Origin of the sequence: Pseudovibrio sp. Ad5 (genome assembly GCF_001623095.1) — a bacterium.
Taxonomy (GTDB): Bacteria; Pseudomonadota; Alphaproteobacteria; order Rhizobiales; family Stappiaceae; genus Pseudovibrio.
In genome coordinates, this window is record NZ_LMCH01000066.1 from 25,844 (window position 1) to 52,830 (window position 26,987).

Annotated in this window: 20 protein-coding genes; 13 read left to right on the top strand and 7 right to left on the bottom strand. The window is 52.4% G+C overall.

What is annotated here, in order from left to right:
* Nucleotides 1-159 precede the first annotated feature (159 nt).
* Nucleotides 160-978 carry a methyltransferase gene (locus tag PsAD5_RS25180; RefSeq protein ID WP_063294132.1) on the top strand — a complete coding sequence of 273 codons (819 nt, stop codon included), beginning with the start codon at nucleotides 160-162 and terminating at the stop codon, nucleotides 976-978.
* A gap of 161 nt (nucleotides 979-1,139) precedes the next feature.
* Complete coding sequence (locus PsAD5_RS25185; RefSeq protein ID WP_063294133.1) at nucleotides 1,140-2,105, top strand: 2Fe-2S iron-sulfur cluster-binding protein; 966 nt, start codon at nucleotides 1,140-1,142, stop codon at nucleotides 2,103-2,105.
* Nucleotides 2,106-2,109: 4 nt separating this feature from the next.
* Here PsAD5_RS25185 and PsAD5_RS25190 read toward each other — a convergent pair whose 3' ends face one another.
* Both PsAD5_RS25190 and PsAD5_RS25195 read right to left on the bottom strand, forming a co-directional pair.
* On the bottom strand, nucleotides 2,110-5,028 hold the full coding sequence (locus tag PsAD5_RS25190) for a putative bifunctional diguanylate cyclase/phosphodiesterase (RefSeq protein WP_063294134.1): 2,919 nt from the start codon (nucleotides 5,026-5,028) through the stop codon (nucleotides 2,110-2,112).
* 196 nt (nucleotides 5,029-5,224) lie between these two features.
* Entirely contained in the window at nucleotides 5,225-5,689 is a 465-nt protein-coding gene (locus tag PsAD5_RS25195; RefSeq protein ID WP_208860038.1) for an RrF2 family transcriptional regulator, read from the bottom strand.
* 333 nt (nucleotides 5,690-6,022) lie between these two features.
* On the opposite strand from PsAD5_RS25195, the gene PsAD5_RS25200 reads away from it, so the two are divergent.
* The 6 genes from PsAD5_RS25200 to PsAD5_RS25225 all read left to right on the top strand — a co-directional run bounded on the left by PsAD5_RS25200 (nucleotide 6,023) and on the right by PsAD5_RS25225 (nucleotide 12,991).
* Nucleotides 6,023-7,357 carry a globin-coupled sensor protein gene (locus PsAD5_RS25200; protein WP_084404321.1) on the top strand — a complete coding sequence of 445 codons (1,335 nt, stop codon included), beginning with the start codon at nucleotides 6,023-6,025 and terminating at the stop codon, nucleotides 7,355-7,357.
* 435 nt (nucleotides 7,358-7,792) lie between these two features.
* On the top strand, nucleotides 7,793-9,139 hold the full coding sequence (locus tag PsAD5_RS25205) for a substrate-binding protein (RefSeq protein ID WP_193757817.1): 1,347 nt from the start codon (nucleotides 7,793-7,795) through the stop codon (nucleotides 9,137-9,139).
* 117 nt (nucleotides 9,140-9,256) lie between these two features.
* Nucleotides 9,257-10,285: a branched-chain amino acid ABC transporter permease gene (locus tag PsAD5_RS25210; RefSeq protein WP_057461714.1), complete on the top strand. Its 1,029-nt coding sequence runs from the start codon at nucleotides 9,257-9,259 to the stop codon at nucleotides 10,283-10,285.
* A 7-nt stretch (nucleotides 10,286-10,292) separates the two neighbouring features.
* Nucleotides 10,293-11,447, top strand: coding sequence for a branched-chain amino acid ABC transporter permease (locus PsAD5_RS25215; protein ID WP_373456209.1), 1,155 nt, complete (start codon nucleotides 10,293-10,295; stop codon nucleotides 11,445-11,447).
* Nucleotides 11,448-11,459: 12 nt separating this feature from the next.
* Nucleotides 11,460-12,215, top strand: a complete 756-nt coding sequence (locus tag PsAD5_RS25220; RefSeq protein ID WP_057461712.1) for an ABC transporter ATP-binding protein — start codon at nucleotides 11,460-11,462, stop codon at nucleotides 12,213-12,215.
* Nucleotides 12,212-12,991 (top strand): ABC transporter ATP-binding protein, encoded by a 780-nt coding sequence (locus PsAD5_RS25225; RefSeq protein ID WP_063294136.1) that lies wholly within the window; start codon nucleotides 12,212-12,214, stop codon nucleotides 12,989-12,991. Before PsAD5_RS25220 ends, PsAD5_RS25225 begins: the two co-directional genes overlap by 4 nt.
* Nucleotides 12,992-13,191: 200 nt before the next feature.
* On the opposite strand, the gene PsAD5_RS25230 is transcribed toward PsAD5_RS25225, so the two are convergent.
* The gene (locus PsAD5_RS25230) at nucleotides 13,192-14,187 is read right to left on the bottom strand and encodes a hypothetical protein (RefSeq protein ID WP_208988833.1); all 996 of its coding nucleotides are present in this window, start codon (nucleotides 14,185-14,187) and stop codon (nucleotides 13,192-13,194) included.
* A 292-nt stretch (nucleotides 14,188-14,479) separates the two neighbouring features.
* On the opposite strand from PsAD5_RS25230, the gene PsAD5_RS25235 reads away from it, so the two are divergent.
* Nucleotides 14,480-15,730 carry a cyclic nucleotide-binding domain-containing protein gene (locus PsAD5_RS25235; RefSeq protein WP_057461710.1) on the top strand — a complete coding sequence of 417 codons (1,251 nt, stop codon included), beginning with the start codon at nucleotides 14,480-14,482 and terminating at the stop codon, nucleotides 15,728-15,730.
* A gap of 52 nt (nucleotides 15,731-15,782) precedes the next feature.
* Here PsAD5_RS25235 and PsAD5_RS25240 read toward each other — a convergent pair whose 3' ends face one another.
* From PsAD5_RS25240 to PsAD5_RS25250, 3 genes are all read right to left on the bottom strand, one after another.
* Nucleotides 15,783-18,968, bottom strand: a complete 3,186-nt coding sequence (locus PsAD5_RS25240) for an efflux RND transporter permease subunit (protein ID WP_063294137.1) — start codon at nucleotides 18,966-18,968, stop codon at nucleotides 15,783-15,785.
* 3 nt (nucleotides 18,969-18,971) lie between these two features.
* Complete coding sequence (locus PsAD5_RS25245; RefSeq protein ID WP_208986407.1) at nucleotides 18,972-20,126, bottom strand: efflux RND transporter periplasmic adaptor subunit; 1,155 nt, start codon at nucleotides 20,124-20,126, stop codon at nucleotides 18,972-18,974.
* 219 nt (nucleotides 20,127-20,345) lie between these two features.
* Nucleotides 20,346-21,266 carry an SDR family NAD(P)-dependent oxidoreductase gene (locus PsAD5_RS25250; RefSeq protein ID WP_063294138.1) on the bottom strand — a complete coding sequence of 307 codons (921 nt, stop codon included), beginning with the start codon at nucleotides 21,264-21,266 and terminating at the stop codon, nucleotides 20,346-20,348.
* Nucleotides 21,267-21,473: 207 nt separating this feature from the next.
* Between PsAD5_RS25250 and PsAD5_RS25255 the strand changes: the two genes are divergently transcribed.
* The 4 genes from PsAD5_RS25255 (at nucleotide 21,474) to PsAD5_RS25270 (ending at nucleotide 26,371) form a co-directional block, all read left to right on the top strand.
* On the top strand, nucleotides 21,474-22,259 hold the full coding sequence (locus PsAD5_RS25255) for a potassium channel family protein (protein WP_063294139.1): 786 nt from the start codon (nucleotides 21,474-21,476) through the stop codon (nucleotides 22,257-22,259).
* 160 nt (nucleotides 22,260-22,419) lie between these two features.
* A complete protein-coding gene (locus tag PsAD5_RS25260; protein WP_208980856.1) occupies nucleotides 22,420-23,250 on the top strand; it encodes an alpha/beta hydrolase family esterase in 831 nt (276 codons plus the stop codon).
* A 197-nt stretch (nucleotides 23,251-23,447) separates the two neighbouring features.
* Nucleotides 23,448-24,731, top strand: a complete 1,284-nt coding sequence (locus tag PsAD5_RS25265; RefSeq protein WP_063294141.1) for a CaiB/BaiF CoA transferase family protein — start codon at nucleotides 23,448-23,450, stop codon at nucleotides 24,729-24,731.
* A gap of 2 nt (nucleotides 24,732-24,733) precedes the next feature.
* The gene (locus tag PsAD5_RS25270) at nucleotides 24,734-26,371 is read left to right on the top strand and encodes a thiamine pyrophosphate-binding protein (RefSeq protein WP_063294142.1); all 1,638 of its coding nucleotides are present in this window, start codon (nucleotides 24,734-24,736) and stop codon (nucleotides 26,369-26,371) included.
* A gap of 69 nt (nucleotides 26,372-26,440) precedes the next feature.
* Here PsAD5_RS25270 and PsAD5_RS25275 read toward each other — a convergent pair whose 3' ends face one another.
* A complete protein-coding gene (locus PsAD5_RS25275) occupies nucleotides 26,441-26,965 on the bottom strand; it encodes a DUF302 domain-containing protein (protein WP_063294143.1) in 525 nt (174 codons plus the stop codon).
* Between the last annotated feature and the right edge of the window lie 22 nt (nucleotides 26,966-26,987).

Sequence of the window (26,987 nt, forward strand, 5' to 3'; positions counted from 1 at the left end):
TCACTTGCCGTTTAAAAGTGATCTGCGTATTTTAATCGGGGTGATCCATTTTATTTACTCTGATGCGGCAACAAAACCTTATGTATTGCGTAGATTTTCGAGAATTTCTTGTGTAAGGAAGACCTTCAATTTCAATATTACAGCGGCTCAACTGTCCCCATGACTAAACTAGACAATGAAGCACTTGCTGACGCATATAACCGGGCTCTGGATCTGGAAAAAGCAGGCAAGTTTGACGAGGCTGCTGAAGCCTACAAAGCAGTTCTGGAGTTAGATCCGGAAGATCATGGTGGCGTGGCCGTTCGTCTGGCAAGTATGGGCAAAGGAAATGCGCCCCTCAAAGCGCCGGATGCTTATGTGAGCACGCTGTTTGATCAGCATGCCGAAGTGTTCGACATGGTTCTGGTGGATCAGCTTGGCTATTCCGTTCCACTGATGGTGCGTGACAAGATTGAAAAGCTGGAACTCGGCTCCTTCAAACGTTTGCTGGATCTTGGTTGCGGAACTGGCCTGTCCGGCGAAGCCCTGAATAATCTGGTGCCCCATAAAACCGGCGTGGACATTGCCGAGGGGATGGTTGAAGTTGCGGATGAAAAGGAAATCTACGACGACCTTTACGTGGGTGAAGTGGTTGAATTTCTCAAGGTTGAGGAAGAAGAGCGCTGGGACCTCATCGTCGCGACTGATGTGCTGCCCTACATGGGCGAACTGGAAGAGTTTTTCGCCGGTGTAGCGGACAATATTGAAGCCAATGGCGTCTTTGCATTTTCCTCTGAGACACTTCCTGCAGAGGAGTTAGGCGAGCAGAACTTCATGGTGGGCAAGTACCATCGGTTTGCGCATGCTGAGAGCTATGTTCGGAACTTGCTGGAGAGCAGTGGTTTTACCATTCTTGATCTTTCGCCAATCACCGTTCGCTTTGAACAGGGTGAGCCAGTTCCGGGTCATCTGGTTATTGCGGCCTACAAGAAGAGCTAAGGGCGTAAAAATAACTAGATAAAGTCAGGTGACTATTAATTGTTAAAATTGTATTAATGTCGCGAATGACTTAGATTTCCCCCTAGGAAATAAGCGTGTAGTTCTATAACTTGCACAACCGTAGATACGTCCGTCACATACGCGGAGCAACATGGGTGCCCATGACCAGTCTTAATATCAATGGCAGATCAATTGATGCCAAGCTTGGTGAAACACTTCTAGAAGTCGCTGAGCGTGGTGGACTAGCTTTGCAGTGTGACTGCGGGAATAGCACTTGTGAAAGCACGCGCGTTACTGTGATTTCCGGTGAGGTGGAAGCCAATGGCTCTCGGCTGAAAAGTACCGTTCTTGCTTGTAAGGCAACGGTTGCTGGCGATGCTGAGCTGAAGCTGCCCGCATCCTCTGAATTGCAGTCGCTTAAGGGGCATGTTTCTGCAGTGCGGAAGGTTTCGGATGACCTTTTCGAGTTGCGCCTGAGCTTTACCAAGCCGATTTCATGGCGTCCGGGCCAGTATTACCATGTCGAGTTTCGTGGTCAGGAACGGGTGAACCTGTTTGCCAGTTTTGCTCTGGATGCCGGGACTGAGTTCAATACGCTGATCTTTCTCATAGAACGGGCCAACACCCCTGATCTCTTCGCAATGCTTGCGAAGAAGGGCGATGTGAAGGGGCGGGTTGGCATCACCGGCCCTTATGGCTCTTCCTTCCTTGGGCATGATGACGAGCCGCTGATTATGGTTGCCGGACCGAACAGCCTACCTCCGATCTGGGCGATGGCTTTGAGTTCTGCCATGGGGCAGCCGCGCCGTGAGAAGGTGCTCATTCTGGATCAGTCGCTGAAGCAGGACCAGTTTCAGCAGGTGTTTAACTGGCTGAACCGTCGTGGCATACAGCCGATCTTTGCGAACCTGCAAGGTGATGGCGCAACTGAAACCCTGCAGGCACTGCTGCCAGATCTGACCGAGTTTGACATGGCTTACATGGCTGGTTCACGCAACTTTATTGCCAGCCTTGAGCATGTTTTCATCGATGCGCAAGCCACTTACGGACGCATTCCAAACTTTCAGCCATGGGATGATGCAGCCGAGCAAGTTAATGGCTCCGCCGCGATGGAACCTGCTGAGTGAAGATTTAGCCTGCGGCTTTCTTGGTCAGTTTTGAGTTGTTGACCTGCGCTTCCAGCGTGACGCCGCGTGCTTCTTCCAGCATCCAGAAAAGCGCCTGATTGGGAGGTGCAGGCTTGCCAAAGTAATAGCCCTGCGCTTCAGAACATCCCATTGCCGTCAATTGCTCTGCGATCTCTTTGCTTTCAACGCCCTCTGCTGTTGTTGTGATGCCGAGGCTGTTTGCAAGATCGATGACGGAGTTGACGATGAAGCGGGAGTCATCATCTTCAGTCATACTCATCACGAAAGACCTATCGACTTTGATCCTGTCAAAGGGGAAGCGGCGGAGTGTACTCAGTGAAGAGTAGCCTGTTCCAAAGTCATCCATGGAAATCTTAACGCCGATTTGTTGCAGCTTCGCCAGAGTCTGGCGCACCCGCAGATGATCTGCCAGCAACACAGTTTCTGTCACTTCCAGCTCAAGCCGTCCGGGATCCAAACCCGTATGAGCCAGCACATCATCAACAACGGGTAGTAGCTGCTCGCAGTAAATTTGACGTGGTGACAGGTTGACTGCCAAATTCACCCGCTTGGGCCAACCGACAGCCAGAGAGCAGGCTTCATCCAGTACCCATGCCCCGATTTCCAGAATCAGACCTGTTTCTTCTGCCAGGGGAATAAACTCGAATGGTGAGATGAAACCGTAGCGCGGGTGGTTCCAGCGCAGTAGTGCTTCAAACCCCGAGATTTCGCCGGTTGCCAAGATGACCTGTGGCTGGAAGTAAACCTCCAGCTCCCGATTTGCAGTGGCTTTGTAGAGATCAGTGATCAGGGTCTGACGCTGCTTGATTTTGGCAGCCATATCATCTTCGAAGAAGCGGAAGGTGTTTCGACCGTCATTTTTGGCCTGATACAAGGCAAGATCGGCAAAGCGGATAAGCTCATCCACGTTTTGATATTCCTTGCTGAATGTCGCGATACCAACACTTGCGGCAACCACAATTTCATGACCTTCCAGGAAACACGGAGAAGCGATGACTTTCAGCACTTCTTTGGCAAGCTGTTCCAGATCTTCACGAGAAGCAGGCAACTTAGATAGGATCGCAAACTCATCACCACCGAGACGGGCGACCATTTCTTTGTTCGCCACCTTTTCTCGCAGGATTTTTGCGACGTGGCACAAGAGCTTATCACCAACTGCATGACCCAATGAATCATTGATGGTCTTGAACTCATCAAGGTCCAACCACAATATGCCGAAGTGCTCATCTTGTGCCAGAGCAGCTTGTTTCATCTCTTGCAAGCGCTCATTCATCAGCAAACGATTGGGCAGTTTGGTCAAGGCATCGTGCGTTGCGAGATAGCTCAGGTGATCACTGATGCGCTGCCTGTCGGTGATGTCTTCGAAGATCGCAACCCAGCCGCCGCCATCTTGCGGTTCCAGCGTCATCAAGATGACCTGCTCACTTTGCAAAGTGAGTGTAAATGTGCTGCGAACGGTACTCGGCCAGTGTTGTTGTGCGACGGAGTTTTCGCCATCATCCTGCAAAAACTCCTGGGCCAGAGGCATACATTGGACCATTTCATCCCATGTCATGCCAATTTTACCTTCGCCTTGTTCACAAGCGAAGATGTCATCAAAGCGCTGATTGAACACAATCAATCTTTTCTGTGTATCGAACATACACAACCCATGGGACATATTGTTCAATGCAGCGTCGAATAACGTATTCTGCTTCACCAATTCCTGTTCTTTTTTGCGCAATTCCTTGTTCTTGCGCTGGATATTGAGGCGCAAACTGTCACGCTCCCGAGCGGAGGCTTGGAGCACTTTAACAGCGCGGGCGATCTCACCGACTTCATCCATCCTTCTGGTGCCCTCTACCCGCACATCAAAATTACCGCCCGCCACATCAGAGAGGGCATCTGCGATACGCTGCAGTGGCTGGGACATTTTGCGGGAAACAAACAAGGCTACGATGAAGATGATAAGACAGGCGGTAAAGCCCAACACAATAAGCCGCTGGAAAGTCTGAGCGCTGGTCTCTTCGCCCACATTGCGTAGGCGTTCCTGCGCGTCCAGCAAGACTTCCAGTGGCTTGAAGGCGCAAATCACGAGCGGTGATGGACCGTTGTCGCAGTACTCGAATGCAGTGTTCAGGATCTTAAGTTTACGCAGGTTTTCAGGCATTTGCAGCGCTTCGACCGGTGCATGTGGCGAGGCACCAACCAGCTTGTCCTGATAGAAAATCGCAATCTCGGCACCTGAGATTTTGCTGTATTCGTCAATCACACCAGAGTTGAAGGGAAACCACCGCTGCGCCACCAAGGCTCCACGCCACTGGGTACCCGGGTCGATGAGTGAGGAATAAAGGACCTGAGAGACGCCTGCATCAGGCTCCCCCGGCAATAACGGGCCAAATTGGGTGGCTGGAAGAAGCGTGTATCGGACGGCTGGACCTGTGCCCGTGGACGGCGTCCAAACAGTGCTAAGCGACTGTTTCAGATGAACTTTGAGGAGTTGCTTCTGGATCAGCCCCGGATCAGCGCGCTTGGATGCTCCGACGATCTGGCCACGGTAGTTCAGCAGGATAATGGCATCAAGCGGCGTGCCTTCCTGCACCAGTGACAGGATGTTCACATCCCCTGCCCAGACGCGTGTTTCTGCAGCTTTTACGATGTCACCGCGCTCACCAATGGCAGAAAGGCTTGCTGCTGTTTCGGATAGCTGAGACTGAATACGGTGTCTCACCAGCGCTACGTCACGCTCAAGCGTGGTGGAGAATTGGTTTACGGCGATCTGGGAGAGCTGTTCGCTTTGGAGTTGGAGCGTTCTTTCCCACTGAATTACAACGAGAAATGTCAGCGCGAAATAAGATAGAGCAATGGCGACAACAGAGATGATTGCTAGTTTAAGAGAAATTGAGTGCCGGACTCGTCTCATAGAAATTGCCTGCGCCGAACAGTTTGCTATTCGCCAAATGAACAAAAACCTCGTGCGTGAGGGCACAGAGGTCTCATGAACAAGGCCTGATTGTCGCGAAACTGTCTTAAGCAGGCGTGAGCACTACCAAACTATGAGTTTTGTCGGTTAATGCTCACGAAAGCAGGTTGGTTAAATGCACTTTAATTGCATCGTACTAGGCAGAGAGCTCTAGCTTTCTCTCAGCGTTCACCTCAACGCTTGTCCTAATTTCGTCTGCGTTTTCAATAATCTGCGTCAAGTTGATTGCATCCAACTCTTCCATGAAAGAGTTCAGCGCATGCTTCAGCTTGCCTTTGAAACGGCAGACACCCGATAACGGGCATGGTTTGGCGGGATTGCATGCAAAGCACTCCACCAGTGCGAAGTTATCTTCAACATTCCGTATGAGTTTACCGATGTTGATAGAAGCTGGCGCATGAGCAAGCATCAGACCACCCAATCGCCCTCGTCTGGATTTGATGTAGCCCTTCCGGTTTAAGATCTGCACGACCTTGGCGACCTGAGGACGCCCGCTATTGGTTGCCTCAGACAAGCGGTCAATTGTCCACTTATCGCTCCGGTTGACAGCCATGAGCATCAGTATGCGTACCGCTACATCTGTCATCCCAGTTAATTTCATAGGTACCTCGACCTTACTCTAAAGCTGAAATTGCTTCATCGAATTACAGTTAATAAAAACATTTGGGGTATTATTTTTATTGATTGACACCGGTCATATACTACAAAAGAGCAGTACTCACATGGGAACATTGATCTCCATCAAAAGTTATCAAAATATAAATACAATTACCAACTACATACATCCAAACCATTACGCCGGGTCAATTAGAATCTACATTCTATACTTAGCGTAAATAACTTTTTTTGCGTTTTTTTCTTTCGTGACCCCAATATTTCCTTACGTAATAACTGAAAGAAACGAAAACTATGATTTATTAAGCATGGATTTTTAATGAGCGAAACTATCGATGATCGATTGACGTATCACTGTATATCTTCAGCGGAGTTGGAAGAACTTGGAAACTCCCAGGATATCATCATGGCGATCATGCCGGAGGTCTTGGATGAGTTTTATAGACACATTCGAAACTTTCCTGAGACCATGAAGTTTTTCAAGAATGAAGAGCACATGCGCCATGCGCGGGAGAAGCAGCATGAGCATTGGCGGCTCATATGCAGTGGAAAGCTGGATGATGACTATGCACAGTCTGTGCAGCGGATCGGCAGAACGCATCAGCGGCTCGGCCTGACACCGCAATGGTATATCGGAGCTTACAGCAGGTTGGGGACGTTGCTCAGCGCAGCTCTTCTTGAGCAGTCTGGTGGCGGCTTGTTCTCCCGTTCCAGCCGGCCAAGCAAGAACCTGCCTCGCATCCTCAACAAGGTCATCTTGCTTGATATGGACCTTGCGCTGGCGGTTTATGACCAGACCGGGGAAGAGGCGCGTCAAGAGTTTCTGACGGACCTTGCAGAGCATTTTGAAGGATCCGTGGGCCAAGTCACGTCTTCCATTGCCAGCGCTGCAGATCAGCTACATGGGTCTGCAGTTTCTCTTTCCGGCAACTCAGAGCACACCAACGAGATCAGCTCCAGCGTGGCAGCAGCGTCTCTGGATGCCTCTCAAAATGTGGAGGCGGTGCGCTCCGCAACTGAGGAACTGGGGACTGCCATTTCCGAGATTGCTGAACAGGTTCACAAAACAACGATTACAGCCTCCAACGCGACACTCGCATCCACAAAGGCCTTCCAGCAGGTCAATCATCTGTCTCAAGTGGCAATCGAGATTGGTGATATTATTGATTTAATTACTCAAATATCGGAACAAACCAATCTGCTCGCCCTCAACGCAACCATTGAGGCGGCGCGTGCCGGTGAGTTGGGCAAAGGCTTTGCTGTGGTTGCACACGAGGTGAAGTCGCTTGCTCAGCAAACAGCAAATGCAACTGTGCAGATCAGCGATCAAATCTCTGGGATTCAGGAGAGCACAAGCGAGTCCAAAGAGGCGATCTCTGAGATCAAAGAGATCATTGAAGAGATGAATGACAGTGCAAATGCCATTGCCAGTGCGGTTGAACAACAAGGCATCGCAACGCAATCCATTGCAGTGAACATCAAAGATGCTGCATTGGGAACCACGCAGGTGTCAGATAGCATCGGCCAGGTACAAAAAGCGGCGGATGAAACCGACAAAACCGCTTCAGGCGTGCTTGATGCTGCACAAATTTTATCCAATCAGGCTGCTGATCTGCGTTCGTCGGTTGGCACTTTTCTCGGCAACTTGAGATAGAAAGCCTTCGCACTTGCGTTAGCTGCACTACGAAAAACTGGTGTTTGTCCTTCAACCAAAAGACAAACACCAGTGCTCTGCATACCCTGAGAAATTTAAACGACATTCTTCATGAATTCAGTATTTTACAGTTTTAATGGACACCTTACGTAAAATGCATTTATTTCATTCAGGTCACATTTGCAGCGCAACACTTCCTTAAAACTAAATAGGACAAAAGATTTACAACATATAATAGAATCTTACTTTGTATTAACCTTTGGTTTAAAAACCATAAGTCGAATTGCGATTCATTATACTACCGAACTAGGCTTTCCTTTGCGTGAGCTGACGTAACTGTTTCTGGTGAACAAGGAATGGTGAACGCGGCAGGTTCTTAGGAGGACGGGACCTCTATCACGTCATTTCGGGCATTTTGCCTTTCGGGAGGATTTCATGAGCATTATTCGTAGGCCGATGAATCGGCGTAGCCTATTGAAGGCGGGAGCAGCCAGTGGTCTGGTTCTGGCGACCCCAACTATTATCAGCCGCAGCGCCTGGGCTGAAACCAATTTCCGCAATGACCCAACCAATTCCAAAACAGTCACTTTCGGTTTCAACGTGCCACAAACAGGCGCCTATGCTGACGAAGGCGCTGACGAGCTGCGTGCTTATCAGCTGGCCGTCAAACACCTGAACGGTGAAGGTGACGGCGGTATGCTGAGCACCATGAAGCCGCTTTCGCTCAATGGTAACGGCGTTCTTGGCAAAAAAGTTGACTACGTCACTGGTGATACTCAAACAAAGTCTGATGCGGCTCGCGCCTCTGCAAAGCGCATGATCGAAAAAGACGGCGTTGTCATGTGGTCTGGTGGCTCTTCTTCCGGCGTGGCGATTGCACAGCAGTCTCTGGCGCAGGAAATGGGCGTTGTGTTTATGTGCGGTCTGACCCACTCCAACGACACCACCGGCAAGGACAAGCGGCGTTATGGCTTCCGCCACTTCTTCAACGCTTACATGTCCGGTGCAGCGCTTGGCCCAGTGCTTGACAAAGAGATGGGCAAAGACCGTCGCGCTTACCACCTGACAGCTGATTATACATGGGGTTGGACACAGGAAGAGTCCATTGCCAACACCACTGAAGGCCTTGGTTGGGAAACCGTCAACAAAGTCCGCACTCCATTGGGTGCTGGTGACTTCTCTCAGTACATCGCACCTGTTCTGAACTCTGGTGCTGATGTGTTGATCCTGAACCACTACGGTAAGGACATGATCAACTCGCTGACACAGGCTGTTCAGTTTGGTCTGCGTGACAAGCTTGTCAATGGCAAGAACTTTGAGATCATCGTTCCGCTGTACTCCCGCCTTATGGCTCAGGGTGCAGGCGAAAACATCAAAGGCATTTACGGCACAACCAACTGGAACTGGTCCTTGCAGGACGAAGGTTCCAAGGCCTTTGTTAAGTCGTTCGGCCAGGAATATGGCTTCCCACCATCCCAGGCTGCACACACCTGCTACGTTCAGACGCTGCTTTATGCAGATGCGTGTGAGCGTGCGGGCACCTTCAATCCAGCAGAGGTTATCAAGGCTCTGGAAGATCACCAGTTCGACGGTATGGGTAACGGCCCAACTCTTTACCGCGGTTCTGATCACCAGTGCTTCAAGGATGTGCTGGTCGTGAAAGGTAACGAGAACGCGACTTCCCAGTTTGACCTTCTGGAAGTTGTTGAAGTGACACCTGCTTCTCAAGTCACGTATGACCCAGAGATCTTTGGTGGCGAGCTTGGACCTTACAAGGTCTAACAGCACCGTTTGCCCGGCTGCAGTTTCTTGCAGTCGGGCAATGGCTCCTGCTTGAACCACTGATGTTCCGCATTGGATGCCTTGCACCTTCTCACGAATTTAAAGGGAGAAGAGCGGATGGACGCCATCGTTCTTCAAATTCTCAACGGCCTTGATAAGGGCGGTGCCTATGCTTTGATTGCGCTTGGGCTAACGCTTATCTTCGGTACGCTTGGAGTTGTGAACTTCGCCCATGGGGCCTTGTTTATGCTCGGCGCATTTTGTGCCGTAGCTTTCAATAAACTGATCGGCCTTGAGCAGGTTGTCGTCGATCCTACCAAGACCACGGCCTGGGGTACGCCTTTGGAAACCCGTGTACCTTACATTGAGGTTTGGCTGGGTGACACTGGCACGACGATGCTCAACTACTCCGTTCCATTGTCGATCGCATTTGCCATTCCGGTCATGCTGCTGGTTGGGTATGTGATGGAACGTGGTTTGATCCGCCACTTCTACAAGCGCCCACATGCTGAGCAGATCCTTGTGACCTTTGGTCTGGCCATTGTTTTGCAAGAGATCATCAAAACTTATTTCGGGGCAAACCCTATTCCGCAATCTGCACCGGACATGGTGCGCGGCGCGATGGACCTGGGCATTTGGATCGGCTTTGATCCGGGAACTGTCGTTTATCCGCAGTGGCGCATTGTGTATCTGTTCTTCTCGCTTAGCGTGATTGGCGGGGTCTTTGCCTTCCTGCAGTTCACCACCTTTGGCATGGTTGTTCGTGCTGGCATGGCTGATCGCGAAACTGTTGGCCTTCTTGGTATCAACATTGAGCGTCGCTTTACGCTGGTCTTTGCCGTTGCTGCCGTCGTCGCTGGTCTTGCTGGCGTTATGTACACGCCGATCCTTCCGCCAGATTACCACATGGGTATGGACTTCCTCGTGCTGTCCTTCGTGGTGGTGGTCGTGGGGGGCATGGGCTCTTTGCCCGGTGCGGTATCTGCTGGCTTCCTGCTGGGCATCTTGCAAAGCTTTGCGAGTATGAATGAGGTGAAGACCATTCTGCCGGGTATCGACCAGATCATTATCTATCTAGTTGCAGTTATTATCCTTCTGGTTCGTCCACGTGGACTTATGGGCCGTAAAGGTGTGATGGAGACCTGAGCCAATGATGACCAAGATTTCTCCACGCTCCGACCTGCTCATGCTTGTGCTGTTTACAGCTGCAATCCTGACGATGCCGATCTGGCTGGCACCGATTGGTGCCGGGTATCCAGACCTCTTGCAGAAGTTTGCAATTTTCGGCCTGTTTGCTCTGGGCTTCAACCTGCTGTTTGGCCTGACTGGCTATCTCAGCTTTGGTCATGCAGCTTTTCTGGGCATCGGGTCTTACGCCGCGGTCTGGAGCTTCAAACTGTTGGGAATGAACCCTATTCCAGCACTGCTCTTTTCTGTGGTGTTTTCCAGCCTGTTTGCGGTAGCCATTGGATATATCTCGCTGCGCCGGTCAGGCATTTACTTTTCCATTCTGACGCTGGCGTTTGCGCAGATGAGCTATAATCTGGCGTACTCTGTACTAACCCCAATCACCAATGGTGAGACTGGCTTGCGGGTGCTGCAATCTGACCCACGGTTGTTTGACAGCTCTTCAGAAGCGTCCGGTCCGTTGATTTCCAATCTATTTGGGATTGAGATGACCGGGTACTCGGGTTTCTACTTCTGTGCTGTTCTGCTCATCATCGGATTTTACATTTCACAACGCATTTTCCGCAGCCCCTTTGGAATGATGCTGCGTGCGGTGAAATCCAACCAGAACCGCATGAGCTATACCGGCCTCAATACACGGCCTTACACCCTTGCCGCGTTCGTCATTTCCGGCACGTTTGCTGGTGTTGCAGGTAGTCTGCTGGCCGTGACGGATCCGCTTGCGGGTGCTGAGCGCATGCAGTGGACGGCATCTGGTGAGGTGGTTTTGATGACCATCCTGGGTGGTGCCGGCACTCTGCTTGGGCCGATCCTAGGTGCAGGTCTCATCAAGTACTTCGAGAACATCTTCTCTGCATACAACGAGCAGACACTGCATGCCATTTTCTCCTTCCTCCCTGACTTCATGGAGGGAGCTGTGGTGAGCCTAGCAAGCTTGTTTGTGGGCGAAGGCTGGCATTTGACGCTTGGTTTGTTGTTCATGGTGATCGTGATCTTCCTGCCGGGCGGCATCATGGAAGGCTTCAACCGGATAACCAAGCTGTTCCGCCGGAGACCTTCACGTGTTGGCAAGAGAGCAGGTCATTCGCATTCTCCAGCATCAGCCAATGCAGCGGAATAGAGAGAGGCAACCATGGAAATTCTTAGTGTTAAGGGTGTGAACAAGCGCTTTGGTGGCCTGAAAGCTCTCGATGACGTGAACCTTTCCATCGAGCAAGGGCATGTGCATGCCATCATCGGGCCAAACGGCGCGGGCAAATCCACATTGCTCAATTGCTTTGTAGGGCGCCTGATCCCTGATACGGGCTCTGTGACCTTTCTGGGCAAGGATCTCATCGGCGCTAAGCCGCATGAGATCAATCAGGCGGGTGTTTCCCGCGTGTTTCAGACACCGGAGATCTTTGGTGATCTGACCTTGCAGGAAAACGTGATGATCCCAACGCTGGCCAAGCGAGATGGGGCATTCACTATGAACGCCTGGGCTCGTGTGGATGGTCAGGGCGAAATTCGCGATAAGGCCATGCATATGCTTGAGGATGTTGGCCTTGCCGAGAAGAAAGACATGAGAGCGGACTCGCTTTCTCGCGGCGACAAGCGGCGTCTGGAACTGGCGATGTGTCTGGTTCAGGACCCAAAACTGCTGCTGCTGGATGAGCCAACTGCTGGCATGTCGCGAGCTGATACCAACAACACCATTGATCTGCTGAAGCGTATTGGCGAGCGCGGCATCACCAAGATTGTTATCGAGCATGACATGCACGTGGTGTTCTCCCTCGCCAGCAAGATCAGCGTTTTGGCGCAGGGCACTGTGATTGCTGAAGGGCAGCCGGAAGACATCAAAGGCGATCCACGCGTTCAGGAAGCTTATCTGGGAGGGGCGCACGTATGACCATTCTCGAAGATCAATTCAAAGGCGCGACCGCGCCGGGTGTTACACCAGTGCGCTCCAAGGGTGGTGCTCCGGCTTACTTCTCAGCATGGGACCTTCACGCCTACTATGGTGAAAGCTATATCGTTCAGGGTGTTAGCTTTGATATTCGCGAAGGCGAGATCCTTGCGTTGCTGGGACGAAATGGGGCTGGGAAGACGTCCACTCTTCGCGCTATTGCCCGTGCCAGCGACCCGCAACTGACACATGGCGAGATCTGGCTGGATCATAAGCCTATTCATGAGATGCCAAATTATCTGGCAGCCCAGAACGGGATCCAACTGGTGCAGGAAGATCGCCGGATCATTCCGGGGCTGACCGTGGAGGAAAACCTTCAACTGGCGCAGATTTCGGAGCCACACGGGTGGTCGATTGAGCGTCTTTACGATCACTTCCCTCGCCTTGCCGAGCGTGCCAAGCAGGAAGCGGTGACCATGTCTGGCGGTGAACAGCAGATGCTGGCTGTGGCCCGTGCACTGGCTCGTGATGTAAAGCTGCTGTTGCTGGATGAGCCGTACGAGGGCCTTGCTCCGGTGATTGTTCAAGAGATTGAGCGCATTCTTGAGAACGTGAAGGAGCTGGGCATCACGACGATTATCGTGGAGCAGAACGCTGTAGCGGCCCTGCACCTTGCGGACCGCGCGGTGATTCTGGATATGGGCGAAGTGGTGTTTGATGGCACGGCACAGGATGTGCTCGACAACGAAGAGCTTCGTCAAACCTATCTGGCGATCTGACGTTTTTGCTTGAGCGTCAGCTCCGCAAAAGCAGGTTGCGTTAGTTCTGAGTCTGCAACTTGCTTTATTTTGCAGGGTGTCTCTGAGCATTTTTCAGCATGTTCAGAAATCCCGATCAAGTTCCCCCAAGGGCTATTGACCCTTTACCTGAGCCAGAGGATTCGTTCCTCTGGTCTTTTTCTTTTTCGGGGCATCATTTTTCAAAGGGTATCTAAGAACTGCTGATAGGTCAGAGGACCTTGGCGTGCAGGTTCATGACCCAGAAAGCGGTCTTGCCAGAAACTCAGGTAGAGGCTGGAGAAGTCAAAGGTTTCTGCCAGAATACGTTGTTTCTCTTCAAGCAGACGTTCACTGGTCAACTCACTCCAATCTTCAAGAACCACGACTGGCAAGTCCTCGAATAGCGGGTTCAGGCTTGAGGATTTGACGATGGGAATCGCCCCAAGAAACAGCGCTTCCCAAGTGCGGTGGCAGTCCATGCCGTCCCCAAAAGGGCTGATTGTGAAGAGGAACTGTGCGTTTTTACGCCAGGATTGCTCTCGGGGAAGATGGTCACCTTCGAAGTAAGCGGTAGAGTTATCCGCTATCTCCATCACCTCTGCTCTGTCTCCACGATGGGCTGCATGGTGCCAGTTGCAGTAGCCTCGGGCTTCTCGAGCCTCCAACGGCGCGGCATCGGTAGCTACGACGCGCAGGCACTCTTCCTGCTCAAGCGGTGTCTGGAAGTCCCCCCAAGCGTGAGATTTGCGGGCTGTCATGGTGTGGTAGTCCAAGCCAATAGGCAGGTTGAAGACCTTTTCGTGCTCGATAGCCAGGTTCTGCGCGTACCATGCAACCAGCAGCGGATGGGAGAGCAGGTTCTTCAGATCGAGTGAGGACAGCGTGTTTGGCAGGGTCGTGTCCGGCCCAACGGGCAGATCACTGTCGCCGCTGAGCAGGACGAATGGCTGGCGAATGTGCAGTAGTTTGGTTTGGACGAAATGCGGCAGGGCATCAGTGGTGATGTAAAGCGTGGCACCTTCATGGTGATGCTCCAGCAACTCATCATCGAGCTCAGGCACCGAAGATTTCAGCTTCTGGTTCCGGCTTTGGCAGGCTTTGGCGAGGCCTCTGCTGGAGATAAACTTGCAGTGGTGTTCCTCTCTGTCTCGCGGCATCCACTGATAGGATTTGTATTGCAGCAATGAAAAGACCAACCAACCCTCCTGCGCTTTCCGATATCTAAGCGTGCACTGTTGTTTGGCGCCACTCTGAAATCTTTCCCACCATTTCCAGAGAACTCCCTATCCCCTTAGAGCTTGGTGCGTATTCTTGGCCAGACACTGCGGCTAGTTTTGGGGAATACGCCATAGAGTTGAATGGAATTTGAGAGATCCCATTGGTGCAGGATTACCATGATTTACCAAAGTGCATGCAGGATGGAACTGGCGCGCTAAAATCCATTGCAGTGCTTTTCAGCCAAGGATTTTACTGAAAGAAGGCCCATAGATGCGCTTCCTGTCCCAGCGCGATGAGGAACAGTCTCCTAAAAAAAACAAATCACAGCTTGAGGTGAGCTATGGCAATATTCCGCGCCATCGCACGCAGTTGCATCAGCGTCTTCTCGACCTGGGCTTGCCGACACAGCCTGTTATTCGTGAGGTGCTGGATTGTGCCCAGTACTACTCCCTCAAAGCCCATGAGGATTTGCTGGTACAAGGGCAAAGTGCGGACCGGTTTTTCATTATCCTTGAGGGAGATCTGGAGGTTATCAAAGAGGATCAGGATGGAGCCGATACTGTTCTTGGACACCTGAAAGCCGGTGATGTGGCGGGAGAACTGGCTTATATTCGCGCCCATGTAGGACCGCAAAGTTACATCGCAAGTGTACGAGCCAAGCGGGATACGGTTGTCGCTGCATTGAGCTGGAACCGGTATGGCACCTTGCCGACCTCGACTGAAACCAACTCCATGCTGTTTCGCTATTTTGCCCGGCAGGCGGCGCATCAGCTGGAACAAAGCAGCTCCCGCGTGTTGGAAGAGATCAAGATCCGATCCCGTCGATTGCAGGCCTATGCGGTTTTGCTGGTGGCGAACATGATCGCCATGTCGTCGTTTGCGTTGTTCATCAGCCTCTACAAAAATACGTTTGATGATTACGGCTACGGCTTCATTGCGATGACGGTTTACAGTTTGAGCCTGAACTTCATTCTCGCGGCTATTCTGTTTTACATCATGAAAAACCTCTATTTGCCGCCACGCATCTTCGGGCTTGAGTTCAGTCATCTCCCAAGCCAGTTTGGTTATGGGGTGGTTATGACTGTTCCGATTATTCTGGTGATGGCAGTTATCCGGTACATTGTGCACCCCTCAGAAGAGTCGTTTTCCTTCTACTTTCTCGCGCATCAGGTACAGGGGCCATTCATGGGGTGGCCAGAGGTGGCGTTTGCGATTTTTTATGCACTGGTGATGTGCCCTATTCAGCAGTTCATTGTGAGGTGTGGCATGCAGGTTCCTGTGACAGCCGCGCTGGGGCCGCATAAGCTTTCCTCTGTGTTCTGGGGCAACTTTGCTGCTTCTGTTGCCTTTTCCATCATCCATCTGCCCTATTCCAAACTGGCCGTTTTGCTGACGTTTATGGTGAGTTTTTATTGGGGCGTGATGTTCCAGTATCGCCGGTCATGGGTGGCGGTTTCCACCAGCCACGCGATTGCCGGGCTTGCGGCATTTTACTGGTTCGCCTTGCTGCGTGTAGCCTAACAAAAAAGGCGCCAGAGGCGCCTTCTTCATTGTCATCAGGATCATTCTCAGATCAATTTTCAGATGGTTTGTCTTCCTTGGCATCAATGGCCAGTTCACCACCGGAACCTCTTGCCGCACCGCCTTCCTCAATGGTCCAACCAGCCTTTTCGCGCATCCATTGGAAGCTGACGTAAAGGGTCGGGATGAGGAAGATACCGATAGTTGCTGAGAACAGCATACCTGCCAGCACCGGCACACCCACCGCAACCATGGCTCCAGCACCCGGGCCGGATGCAATGACCAACGGAACAAGACCTGCGGAGAAGGCAAGTGATGTCATCATCACCGGACGAAAGCGCAAGCGAGCACCTTCAATCGCGGACTCGTAGATTCCCATGCCATCAATGCGTTTTTCGAGTGAGAACTCGTTCATCAGGATCGCATTTTTACCCGCCAGTGCGATCAGAATGACCATACCAATCTGCGCATACAGGTCGAACGCCAGACCAAAGATCCAGAGGCTCAGCAAGGCACCTGCCAAGGCCGGAGCGACCGAAAGCAGAACGGGAATTGGTGTGTTCCAACTTTCATAAAGCGCCACAAGGAACAGATAGGCAAACAGGAAGGCAAGTCCCAGTACCAGTGCAGTTTGACCCGCAGCTTCTTTCTGTTCCAGTGCCAGTCCCGTCCACTCATAGGCATAGCCTTTTGGCAGGGCTTTGGCCGCGACACCATCCATCGCCGTCAAAGCTTCACCCAAGCCTGCACCGGGGGCTGCATTGCCGTTGAACGCGACTGCGCGGTAATTGTTGTAGCGGGTGATGGTGTTTGCCCCGCGTGACAGCTCAGTGTGCACGACGGAGGACAGTTCAACCATCTCACCTGTGTCTGAACGGACAAAGATGGAGCCGATGTCCTCAACACCAGAGCGATACTTCTGCTCTGCCTGCAGGCGGACGGTCCATGTGCGACCATAGAGGTTGAAATCGTTGATGTAATAACCGCCCAGCGTGGCTTGCAATGCGTTGTAAACACTTGCCACGTTCAGGCCAAGCACCTGAGCACGCTCACGATCCAACTTCACATTCAATTGCGGGGTGTTTGCATTGAAGGTGGTGAAGAAGGAAGCGATATCCGGCGCTTCATTAGCCGCTACAATCAGGGAGCGGGAGATTTGCGCAAGGACCGTTGGATCCTGACCTTCCAGCGCCTCCATGATGAACTCAAAGCCGCCTACCGTGCCGAGACCATCGATTGCGGCTGGATTGACCGGGAAGAAGGTTGCTTCGGGAATACCTGCCAAAGCTCCGTATGTTCTGTAAACGAAGGCGAAAGAAGACAGTTCACGTGATGGACGTTCTTCATAATCCTTGAGTTTGACGAAGAAAACGCCTGCGTTTGGTGATGAGCCGCCACCTGCCAGCAGGTCGAGCCCGATGATCATTGTGGTGGAGTTGACTGCCGGGTCTTTGCGGATGATATCGTCGGCTTTGCGCATGACCGCTTCAGTACGGTTGCGAGACGCACCCGGTGGCAGATTGACCAGCACCATGGCGTAGCCTTTGTCTTCATCCGGGACAAAGCCATCTGGGGTGTTGGAAACAACCAGGAAACCAAAGAGCGCGAAGCCCACCACGACAGGAAGCGAAAGCAGCGACATTTTTGCGATGCGCTTTATTAAGCCAGCATAACCATGGCCGACGTCATCAATCTTTTTGGAAACCTTGGCCATGACGCCTGTCAGATCTTCTGACTTCATCAAGATGGCGCAAAGAGCTGGAGACAGTGACAATGCGTTGATGGTGGAGATCACCATTGCCGCGGAGATGGAGACCGCGAACTCTCTGAAGAGTACACCGGACGATCCCGGCAAGAAGGCCACAGGCACGAACACGGAGAGCAGCACCAGCGTGGTTGCGAGCACGGGGGCTGCAATTTCGCTGACCGCTTTTGATGTTGCCTGAGCCGGTGTGAGATCGGGGTGCTCATGCATAATGCGTTCAACGTTCTCAACCACGATGATCGCATCATCCACTACGATGCCGATGGCAAGCACCAAGGCCAGCAGTGAGATGGTGTTGGCCGTGTAGCCCATCATGAAGGCCACTGCGACAGCACCGATGATGGATACGGGTACCGCTATCAGCGGAATGAGGGTTGCACGGAACTTACCGAGGAAGACGTAGACCACGATGGTCACAAGCACGAAGGCTTCCAGCAGCGTGTGGATCACCTTCGAAATCATCTCATTCACGAAGAGGGAGGTATCGAAGATGGAGATGTATGTGAGGTCTTCCGGGAAGCGCTCTGCCAGAAATGCGATACGCTCGTTGACCGCTTCTGACACAGCCACAGCGTTTGCACCCGGAGACAGGTAAATCCCCACCATCGCTGTTGGTTGCTGGTTGTATTCTGCCAATATGTCATAGGAGGCGCTGCTGAGTTCTACGCGGGCGACGTTTCTCAGGTGAACCACAGAGCCATCAGGATTTGCACGCAGAACGATGTTCTGAAACTCTTCAACCGTGTTCAAACGGCCTTTCGCCGTGACGGTGAGCTGGAGCTGCTGATCAGCGGCCAGAGGAGCTGCACCGATACGACCGACAGCAGCTTGTTTGTTTTGTGATTGGACCGCAGAGATTACGTCTTCTGCTGTCAGGTTGAGGGCTCTGAGTTTGACCGGATCCAGCCAGATGCGCATGGAGTAATCCTGCGCGCCGAATACGCTGGCATCACCCACACCTGGAATACGCTTCAGTTCGTCTACGATGTTGATGGTGACGTAGTTGGAAATGAAGAGGCCATCATGTGTCTCATCTGGCGAATAGAAGGAAATCGCTTGCAGGAGGTCACCGGCCTTTTTGGTGACGTTGACACCCTGATCCCGGACTTCCTGCGGTAGCTTGCTCTCAATGGTGCTTATTCGGTTCTGAACGTTCACCGCATTGATATCGGGGTCTGTTGTCAGATCGAAGTAGACTGTAAGCGAGTAGGTGCCATCACTGGAAGACGACGACTTCATATAGCGCATGCCGTCTACGCCGTTGACTGCCCCTTCAACAAGCTGGCCAACACTCTCTTCCACCGTTAGCGCATCCGCACCGATGTAAGTGGCATTTACCTGCACGGTTGGGGGAGCAATGGTCGGGTATTGTGATACCGGAATTGAGTAAATCGAGATCGCACCGACCACGACTATGAGAATCGAAATCACCATCGCCAGCCGAGGCCGGCGAATAAACATGTCATAGATCATGGTTTATTGACCTGCCAGCTGTGCGTTGACTTTAATTCCGGGACGAACTTTCTGGATGCCGGATGTGATCACCAGATCACCTTTTTTGAGGCCACTTCCAACAATAACAAGGCCGTTGATCTGATCGACGACGGCGATGCGCTGTTGCTCAACCACGTCTTCGTCATTCACCTTCAGCACATACGGGCCTTCCTGATCCAGCAGCAGTGCGGATTGAGAGACAACCAGAACAGGCGTGGCATCTTTGGCGTTGGCAACGACATCAACCAGCTGGTGGTCAAACAGCAAGTGGTCAGGATTTTCAAAGATAGCATAAGCGGTGACGGTGTCTGTGCCTGGATTGGCTTCTGCTTCAAGGAAGTCCAGCTTTCCGTTGTGCTGGTAGAACTTGCCGTCTGACAGGCGAATTCGAATGAGTATGTTATTGGTGACGAAGTTGTTGGCGCGCTGAGATTGCAAGATCAGTGCTTGTGGAACCGGGAACGCCACGCGAATGGGGTTCAAAGACGTGATGGTTGCCAGAGTTCCGCTGTTGGCATTGACGTAGGCCCCTTCTTTAAAGGCAGCGGTTCCGATCTGACCATCCAGCGGAGCGCGGATTTCGGTGTAGCTCAGATCCAATTCGGAGAGCTTCAGGTCTGCCTGACGCAGAGCCAGTGCGGCATTGGCCTCTTTCAGGTTTGCGCGGGCTGTGTCGAGTTCGGAGACTGAAATTGTATCCCGGTTGACGAGCTGCTCCTTGCGGTCAAAGTCAACTTTTGCCAAATCAACCTTCGCCTGAGCACTTTCCAGATTGGCTTGGGATTGCTCTACTGAGAACTCATAGGGCTCCTGCTGAATCACAAAGAGCAGGTCGCCTTGCTGAACTGTCTGGCCTTCTTTAAATTCCAGCGGCTCCAGAAACCCGCCGACACGGGCAATGAGTGCGACCTGACTGATTGCCTCGGTACGGCCAGAGAAAACACGTTCTTCTTCAATAACTTCTTCGCGTGCAGGTTCAACAATAACACCTGGAGGGGGGGGGGCTTCCTGAGCAAAGACTGCCGAGGAGAAAAGAAATGTGCCAAGAGACGCCCCCAGAAATGCGAGGGCGGCTTTGCGCGTTGATGAAAGCAGATTTCCATTCCGGCCGGCAGGGAATTCCATTTTATTGTTCATTTTTTACTCTTACACATTGAGAATTGCTGGCAGCACTTGCCTAACATTACCTAAGGGAAGTGACTCAATCCTTGATGGCGTTGGGCACAGCTCTATCCTTCGCTGCCAAGGTCCCCTGGCAACGTTCAAATCAAGTCAGACTGAGAAGTGCATTTGTCCTCCCACTTTCGTGAGGGAAAGCCCGTGACTGGTGTCACAAAAAGCGGTTTCTGGAAATTTTTACCCCTTGTTCGCCTGTGCCAGGTGCACAAGCTGAGTGGTTTCTGTCCAGAATTGCTGGCGGATTTCTTTGCTCAGGATTTGCGTGTCCGGCGGGATTTTTGTTCCGCATTCGTAGAACCCTCCGGTCTTGCCCGCAAAGTCCGGAGAGAGCAGCATGTGCATAGCTGGTAAGGCCGCATAGGGGGCAGACTTGCCGACCAGCGAGCTTTTCATGCCTAGCCAGAACCGTCTCATGGCGCTGTAACCCTGCATTTGCTTTGTCAGCACAAGGCCGGGTCCGAACGCGTTGATGCAGATGTCTGTGTCCTTCAGCTGATCAGCCAGTTCCATCAAGAAGAGCAGATTGCAGTTGGTGTGTGCACTTCCTCGGTTCCAGCTGTCGAGCTCACAGTCAGGATCGTTGAGGATGTTCAGGTCGGGTAGTTCGAACTTTGTCACCGGGCTTGCAAACGAGACAACCCTTGGCGCAGATTGGTCCTTGAGCAGCGGTGTGATCTTATTCAGCAGCTGAAATCGGCTGAGGTAGTTAACAGCAAACCCAGCCTCAATCCCCTCTCCTGTGATGCCGCGAAACCCCGGTGTTTCGGCAGCGCAGAGGACGATACGGCTCAGGTTCGGCAGCTTTTGCGAGATCTCATCGGCGAGACGGTCCACCTCTGAGATGAGAGAGAGGTCTGCCACAAAACCGCGGTGGGAGTGATGGGGGCCGGCGTCGCCAACATCCTTGAGGACGGCACTCACTTTCTCCTTAGAACGCCCCACAATGACGAGGGTTTGGCCAGCATCTGCCAGACGGATTGCAAGCGCTCTGCCGATGCCATCCGTCGCGCCCGTTACCAGACAGGTGTTGTTGGTTGCCCGCCATTCCTCCAAATACCCGGGAGGTGGTGGCACCGGAATGGCTTTGGCTTTCTTCATGCCAGAAGTAGAGCAGAAACCTTTTAATCAGTTGCAGAATTTTTCGATAAACTCACTGAGGGAAAGCGTAAGTTTTTTTGCGGGGTCAAGATAGCGCCGCTCACACGAAAGTTTATGCGTGACGAGCTTGAGTGACTTTGCAGAAGTGCCCACATTTGCTAGTAGATTTTATCTGGGCGCGCTATCGGGATTGAGGGATCTAATTTAATGCAGGAAGCAATAACCGATTTCAGGGGCGCTTTGCGACGTCTGTATTTCGGGCAGACCACTGCTGGACGTTCCTGGCGTATCGGCTTGCTGATGTTTGATGTGGTCACGATCCTCTACTTCGTGCTGTCTGCAACGCTTCCTCAGCTGGAGAGCTATCCGCGGCTGGACTGGGCCATCGGGTTCATTCTGCTGATTGATTACGGGTTCCGCCTCACAATTGCGCTGAGGCCTGCCCGAGCGGCCTTTGACAGCACGGCCATTGCAGACCTCATTGTGATCCTGTCTTTGTTTGCTGAAGCCCTCATCGAGAACCTCGGCTTTTTGCGCGTGATCCGCATGTTGCGGTTGCTGCGCTCCTACCATGTGGTGAAGGATCTGCGGGAGACGTTCTCGTGGTTCAAGGAGCGTGAAGAGATCATCAACTCGGCGATGAACCTGCTGGTCTTCGTGTTTATGGTGAGCGCGGTTGTTTATGTGATTGAGGCGCACCTGAACCCGGACATCAACTCCTACATGGATGCGCTGTACTTTACCGTCACAACGCTGACGACGACTGGTTATGGCGACATCACCATGACGGATACGATGGGTCGCGGGATTACAATCGTCATCATGGTGTTTGGCGTGGCGCTGTTTTTGCGGCTGATCCAGACCATTTTCCGTCCGTCTAAAGTAAAATATGCCTGTCCTGATTGTGGCCTTAATCGTCACGATAATGACGCCGTTCACTGCAAGCATTGCGGCAATACTTTGCACATTCCCACGGAAGGGGAATGGCAGTAGGCCCTCTCGCGGTAAGCTGTAAATGACGGCATCAATTTTGAGAGTAAGACCGCCCTTGAGGCGTATGTTAGCATAAACAAAATTAATCTCGGCAATTCCTGGATTTATCCATGAGTTTCAATAGGTTTAATCCGAGAGAGCGGCAAGAAGTGGAATGGGCATGAGCCTTCTTACAAGTGCGATTACGTTTGCTACCGTGGTTATTTCCGGGTTGGTTCCCAATGCGACAATGGCAGAGGAAGCGACCTGTGGTGTGACTGCTCCCTGTGACGTTGAGAGCGGTGAATACTATGTTGCACTTCCGGATTCTCCTGCTGATGACGAACAGATTGGCGCCATAATCTACCTGCACGGGTGGAAGGGCAAAGCTGATCGCGCCATCGAGAATAAAGCTTTGCGTAATCTTGCAAACGAGCTTGGCGTTGCTCTCATTGTGCCGCAGGGCATTGGCGGTTCCTGGTCCTATCCGGGCTCCCCAAGTCAGGATCGTGACGAGTTCAAGTTCTTTGATGAGATGCTGACAGACGTTTCTGACCGCTTCCCGATTGATCGTGAGAAGATCCTGCTCTCAGGCTTTTCCATGGGTGGTTCCATGGTTTGGAATCTGGCCTGCTATAAGGGTGAGAACTATGCTGGCTTCGCGCCGATTGCCGGTGCCTTCTGGGATCCAATCCCAGCAGCCTGCCCTTCTCCTTTGACCAACCTTTACCACACCCACGGGGTTGAAGATAAAACCGTTCCGATGGTGGGCCGTGCTATTGGTGCGAACTGGCGTCAGTCCGATGTATTTGACAGTCTGGATGTCTGGAAACGACAAGCTGGTCTCTATGATACTGAGCCGACATCCATCAGCGCTGGCGAGTTGCAGTGTGATGTGTGGTCTGCCAAAGGCGAGAAGCTTGAGCTTTGCCTGCATGATGGCGGACACTCCATGAAGGCCAACTGGATCCGGCGTGCATGGCTTGATCTTGCCAACACAAAGCACTGGTAAAACCCACAGGTCCATCACGGTAGAAACTTCAAATTTCACGGGCCATCACGATACTGTGTGATTTTTCAGATTGTTGTGGTGGGCCTTTTCTGAGTGCTCTAACGTCTCTCCAAAATCTGCTGGATTGCTGTACATGACAGGGTCAGTCACCCTCCATTTGCGGTCAATCTTGCCTCAAAACCAATGGATTAGACGGTTTGAATTCTCTAGTAGACGGTGAACAGCACCAGTCCTCTACCACCAAAGGACCTTTGGATGGCCTTGTGGTGCTTGACCTTTCGCGCATTCTGGCAGGCCCAACCTGCACTCAGCTATTGGGTGATATGGGCGCTGAAATCATCAAGATTGAACACCCAACACGCGGGGATGACACCCGCAAATGGGGGCCTCCCTTCCTGAAAGGCAAAGGCGGCGCGGATACTGGCGAAAGCGCGTATTATCTCAGCTCCAACCGCAACAAACATTCTCTCGGCATCGACATGCGTTCTGAAGAAGGCGTGGAGATGCTCAAAGAGCTGGCGGCGACCGCTGACATCGTTATCGAAAACTTCAAGGTTGGTGACCTTGCCCGCAAGGGCCTCGGTTATGACGACCTGCGTGCGAAGAATGATCGGCTGATCTACTGCTCCATTACCGGTTTTGGCCAAACTGGCCCTTACTCACATAGAGCGGGCTATGATGCGCTGATTCAGGCCATGGGCGGGATCATGAGCATCACGGGCCTTCCTGAGGAGGAAGGTGGCAGCCCAACCAAGATCGGTGTCGGCATCGCTGATGTGATGTGCGGGATGTATGCCTGCAACGCTATTCTGGCAGCTCTGCACCACCGCGAGAAAAGCGGTGAAGGTCAGCACATCGACATCTCCTTGCTGGATTGTCAGGTGGCATGGCTGATCAACCAAGGCCTTTCCTATCTGACCGACGGTAACATCCCAAAACGGCTTGGCAATGCGCACCCAACCATCGTGCCTTATGAGACCTTCCCGGCCTCTGACAAGGACTTCATGGTGGCTGTTGGCAACGATGCGCAGTACCAGCGTTTCTGTGAGATTCTAGGTTGTCCTGAGTTGAGCACTGATCCTCGCTTTGCAACCAACGCTGACCGCGTGCGCAATCGTGCTGAACTGGTGCCTTTGCTGCGTCAGTTCACAATCAAACAAGGTGCCCAGCATTGGACGGATGAGCTAGAGGCTGTTGGCGTTCCGTGCGGCCCGGTGAATGATCTGGCTGGCGTGTTCAGCGATCCGCAGATTCTACATCGGGGTATGAAGATTTCTCTGCCACACAAACAGTCTGATGATGGTCGGGTAAGCTTGATTGGTAACCCAATCAATTACAGCAAGACACCTGTTACATACCGGAAGGCGCCGCCGACCCTTGGCGAGGACAGCCTTGAAGTGCTGACCAAGTATCTACAAAAAACCAAAGAAGAAATTGACGATCTCGCTGCTCGCGGTGTCGTGTCACTGGGAGATTCATAATTATGCGCGGCGCTGATCTTATTGCTCAAAAACTGCATCAGGCTGGCAGTCAGTATGCCTTCGGGATTCCGGGTGGCGAAGTGCTGGCCCTTATGGATGCTCTGAACCTTGCTGGTTTGAAATTCAATCTGGTGAAGCACGAGAACGCTGGTGGCTTTATGGCTGAAGGCGCATGGCATGGCCTTGCGCGCCAAGGCACGGATGCTCCTGTTGTTTTGCTGGCAACGCTTGGGCCGGGTGTGACCAACGCCGTCAACGTGATTGCCAATGCCTTTCAGGATCGCGTTCCGCTGATCTTCCTGACAGGCTGCGTAGATACTGCTGAGGCTGAGACCTACACTCACCAGGTGATGGACCATCAGCAACTGCTGCGTCCTATTGTGAAAGCCAGCTTCAAAGCAGCTCCGGGTGCGCTGAATGCCATGATGGATAAGGCGATTTCCATTGCCATGTCTGGTCAACCGGGACCCGTGCACATTGATGTGCCGATCTCCGTTGCCGAAGGTGAAAGCGACGAAACACAGAAAACACCGAACTATGGTGTTCGTGCTGCGCAGCTGCCATTTGGTGATGTGCTGGAGCAAGCGCGTGATTTGCTGGGCTCTGCTCAGCGCCCAATTGCAATTGCTGGTGTTGATGCCGTCAATGTGGATGCTGGCAATGAGATTGAGGCGTTCTGTGAGGCCTACCAGATTCCGCTGATCACCAGCTACAAGGGCAAGGGGCTCATTCCTGAAGGCCATAAACTTTCGCTTGGTGGAGCAGGCTTGTCGCCCAAAGCTGATAAGAACCTGATGCCTTTGCTGGCTGATGCGGACCTTGTTGTGCTGATCGGCTATGACCCCATTGAAATGCGCGTGAACTGGCGTAATCCGTGGAGTGAAGAGACATCAGTTATTGAGCTGACACCGGTGCTGCGCAGCCATGGTATGCACCATGTGAGCCATACACTGGAAGGCGATGTGAAGCCGACCCTGATGGCTCTGACACCAGAAGATGAAGCCGGTATTGTTCCTGAAGAGAGCGATTGGCTTCGTGACCGTATCGCGCCCGCCAAGGAAAAGCTGAAGGCCGACTTTACTGCGGAAGAAAGTGGTTGGGGCCCAGCCACTGTGTTCCACGGCCTTCGGGAAGCCCTGCCGGATACCACTGTTGCAACTGCGGACAGTGGTGCGCACCGCATTCTGGTAAGCCAAATCTGGGAGAGCCACTACCCGCGCACCATGCTGCAGAGCTCTGCGCTTTGTACGATGGCATGTGCCTTGCCGCTTGGCATCGGGCATAAGATGGCAAAACCAGAAGATCCAGTTGTTGTGTTTGTAGGTGATGCTGGTCTGGAGATGGGTCTTGGTGATCTGGCGGTTCTACGAGATATGCAGGTGCCGTTTATTGTCTGCGTGCTGGTCGACGAGAGCTTGTCTCTGATTGAGCTGAAGCAGCGCGCGAACCAGAACCCTAATCTGGGCGTGGACTTCTCTGCAACCAACTTCCCTGCACTTGCTGACGCTTATGGCGGGCATGGTGTTTGGGTGGATGATGCCGAGAGCCTGAAGAAAGAAGCGAAGGCAGCACTGGAGCGCGATACCTTCACTGTTCTTGCTTGCCGCATTGACCGCAGAGCCTACGACGGAAAATTATAGAGGCATTCGCCTTTTCGAGTGTGTCACGGGAAAGGTGACACACTCTTTTTTTGATTTCTAAAGAGTGCCTCAGGTGTTGTCTGTGGCACGGTCTGCAATGCGCTGGAAGATCACATCCAGTTCCTCGCTCAGTGAGACCAAATCCTCAGAGGCTGTGGCTCGGTAAGGCTGGAAGACAAAGCTCGGTGTTTTCCAGGACAGCGTCGCAGTGCCATCCAGATTTTCCGTCAGATAGAAACGAACTGGCGCCTCAATACCTGCCTGCACACTTGCTGCCAGCATGCGTCTGGCGAAGTCGTTACGAAAAACCCCAATCACATAGTTGCCCGGGATCTCGAAGCCGTTTGCTTTCGCACCCCGGGAGGCACTTGCCATGCTGACGAGCAGCATGTCTTCTTCGCGAATGGCTTTTTTCAGGGAGTCCAGCAGTTCATCAATCGCCATGGTGGTTTCGATAACCCGCCAGCCATTGCGCGGCAGCACCTTGCCCTGCTGAGCCTGCTCTGTGGTGATTTGAGCCTGGGATGGTTGAAAAGCGGCCATAACGAACATCAATGTTCCAACAAAGCCGAGCATCCCCGTAAGGAGTTTCATGGTTCAATCCTTTTCGTAATGA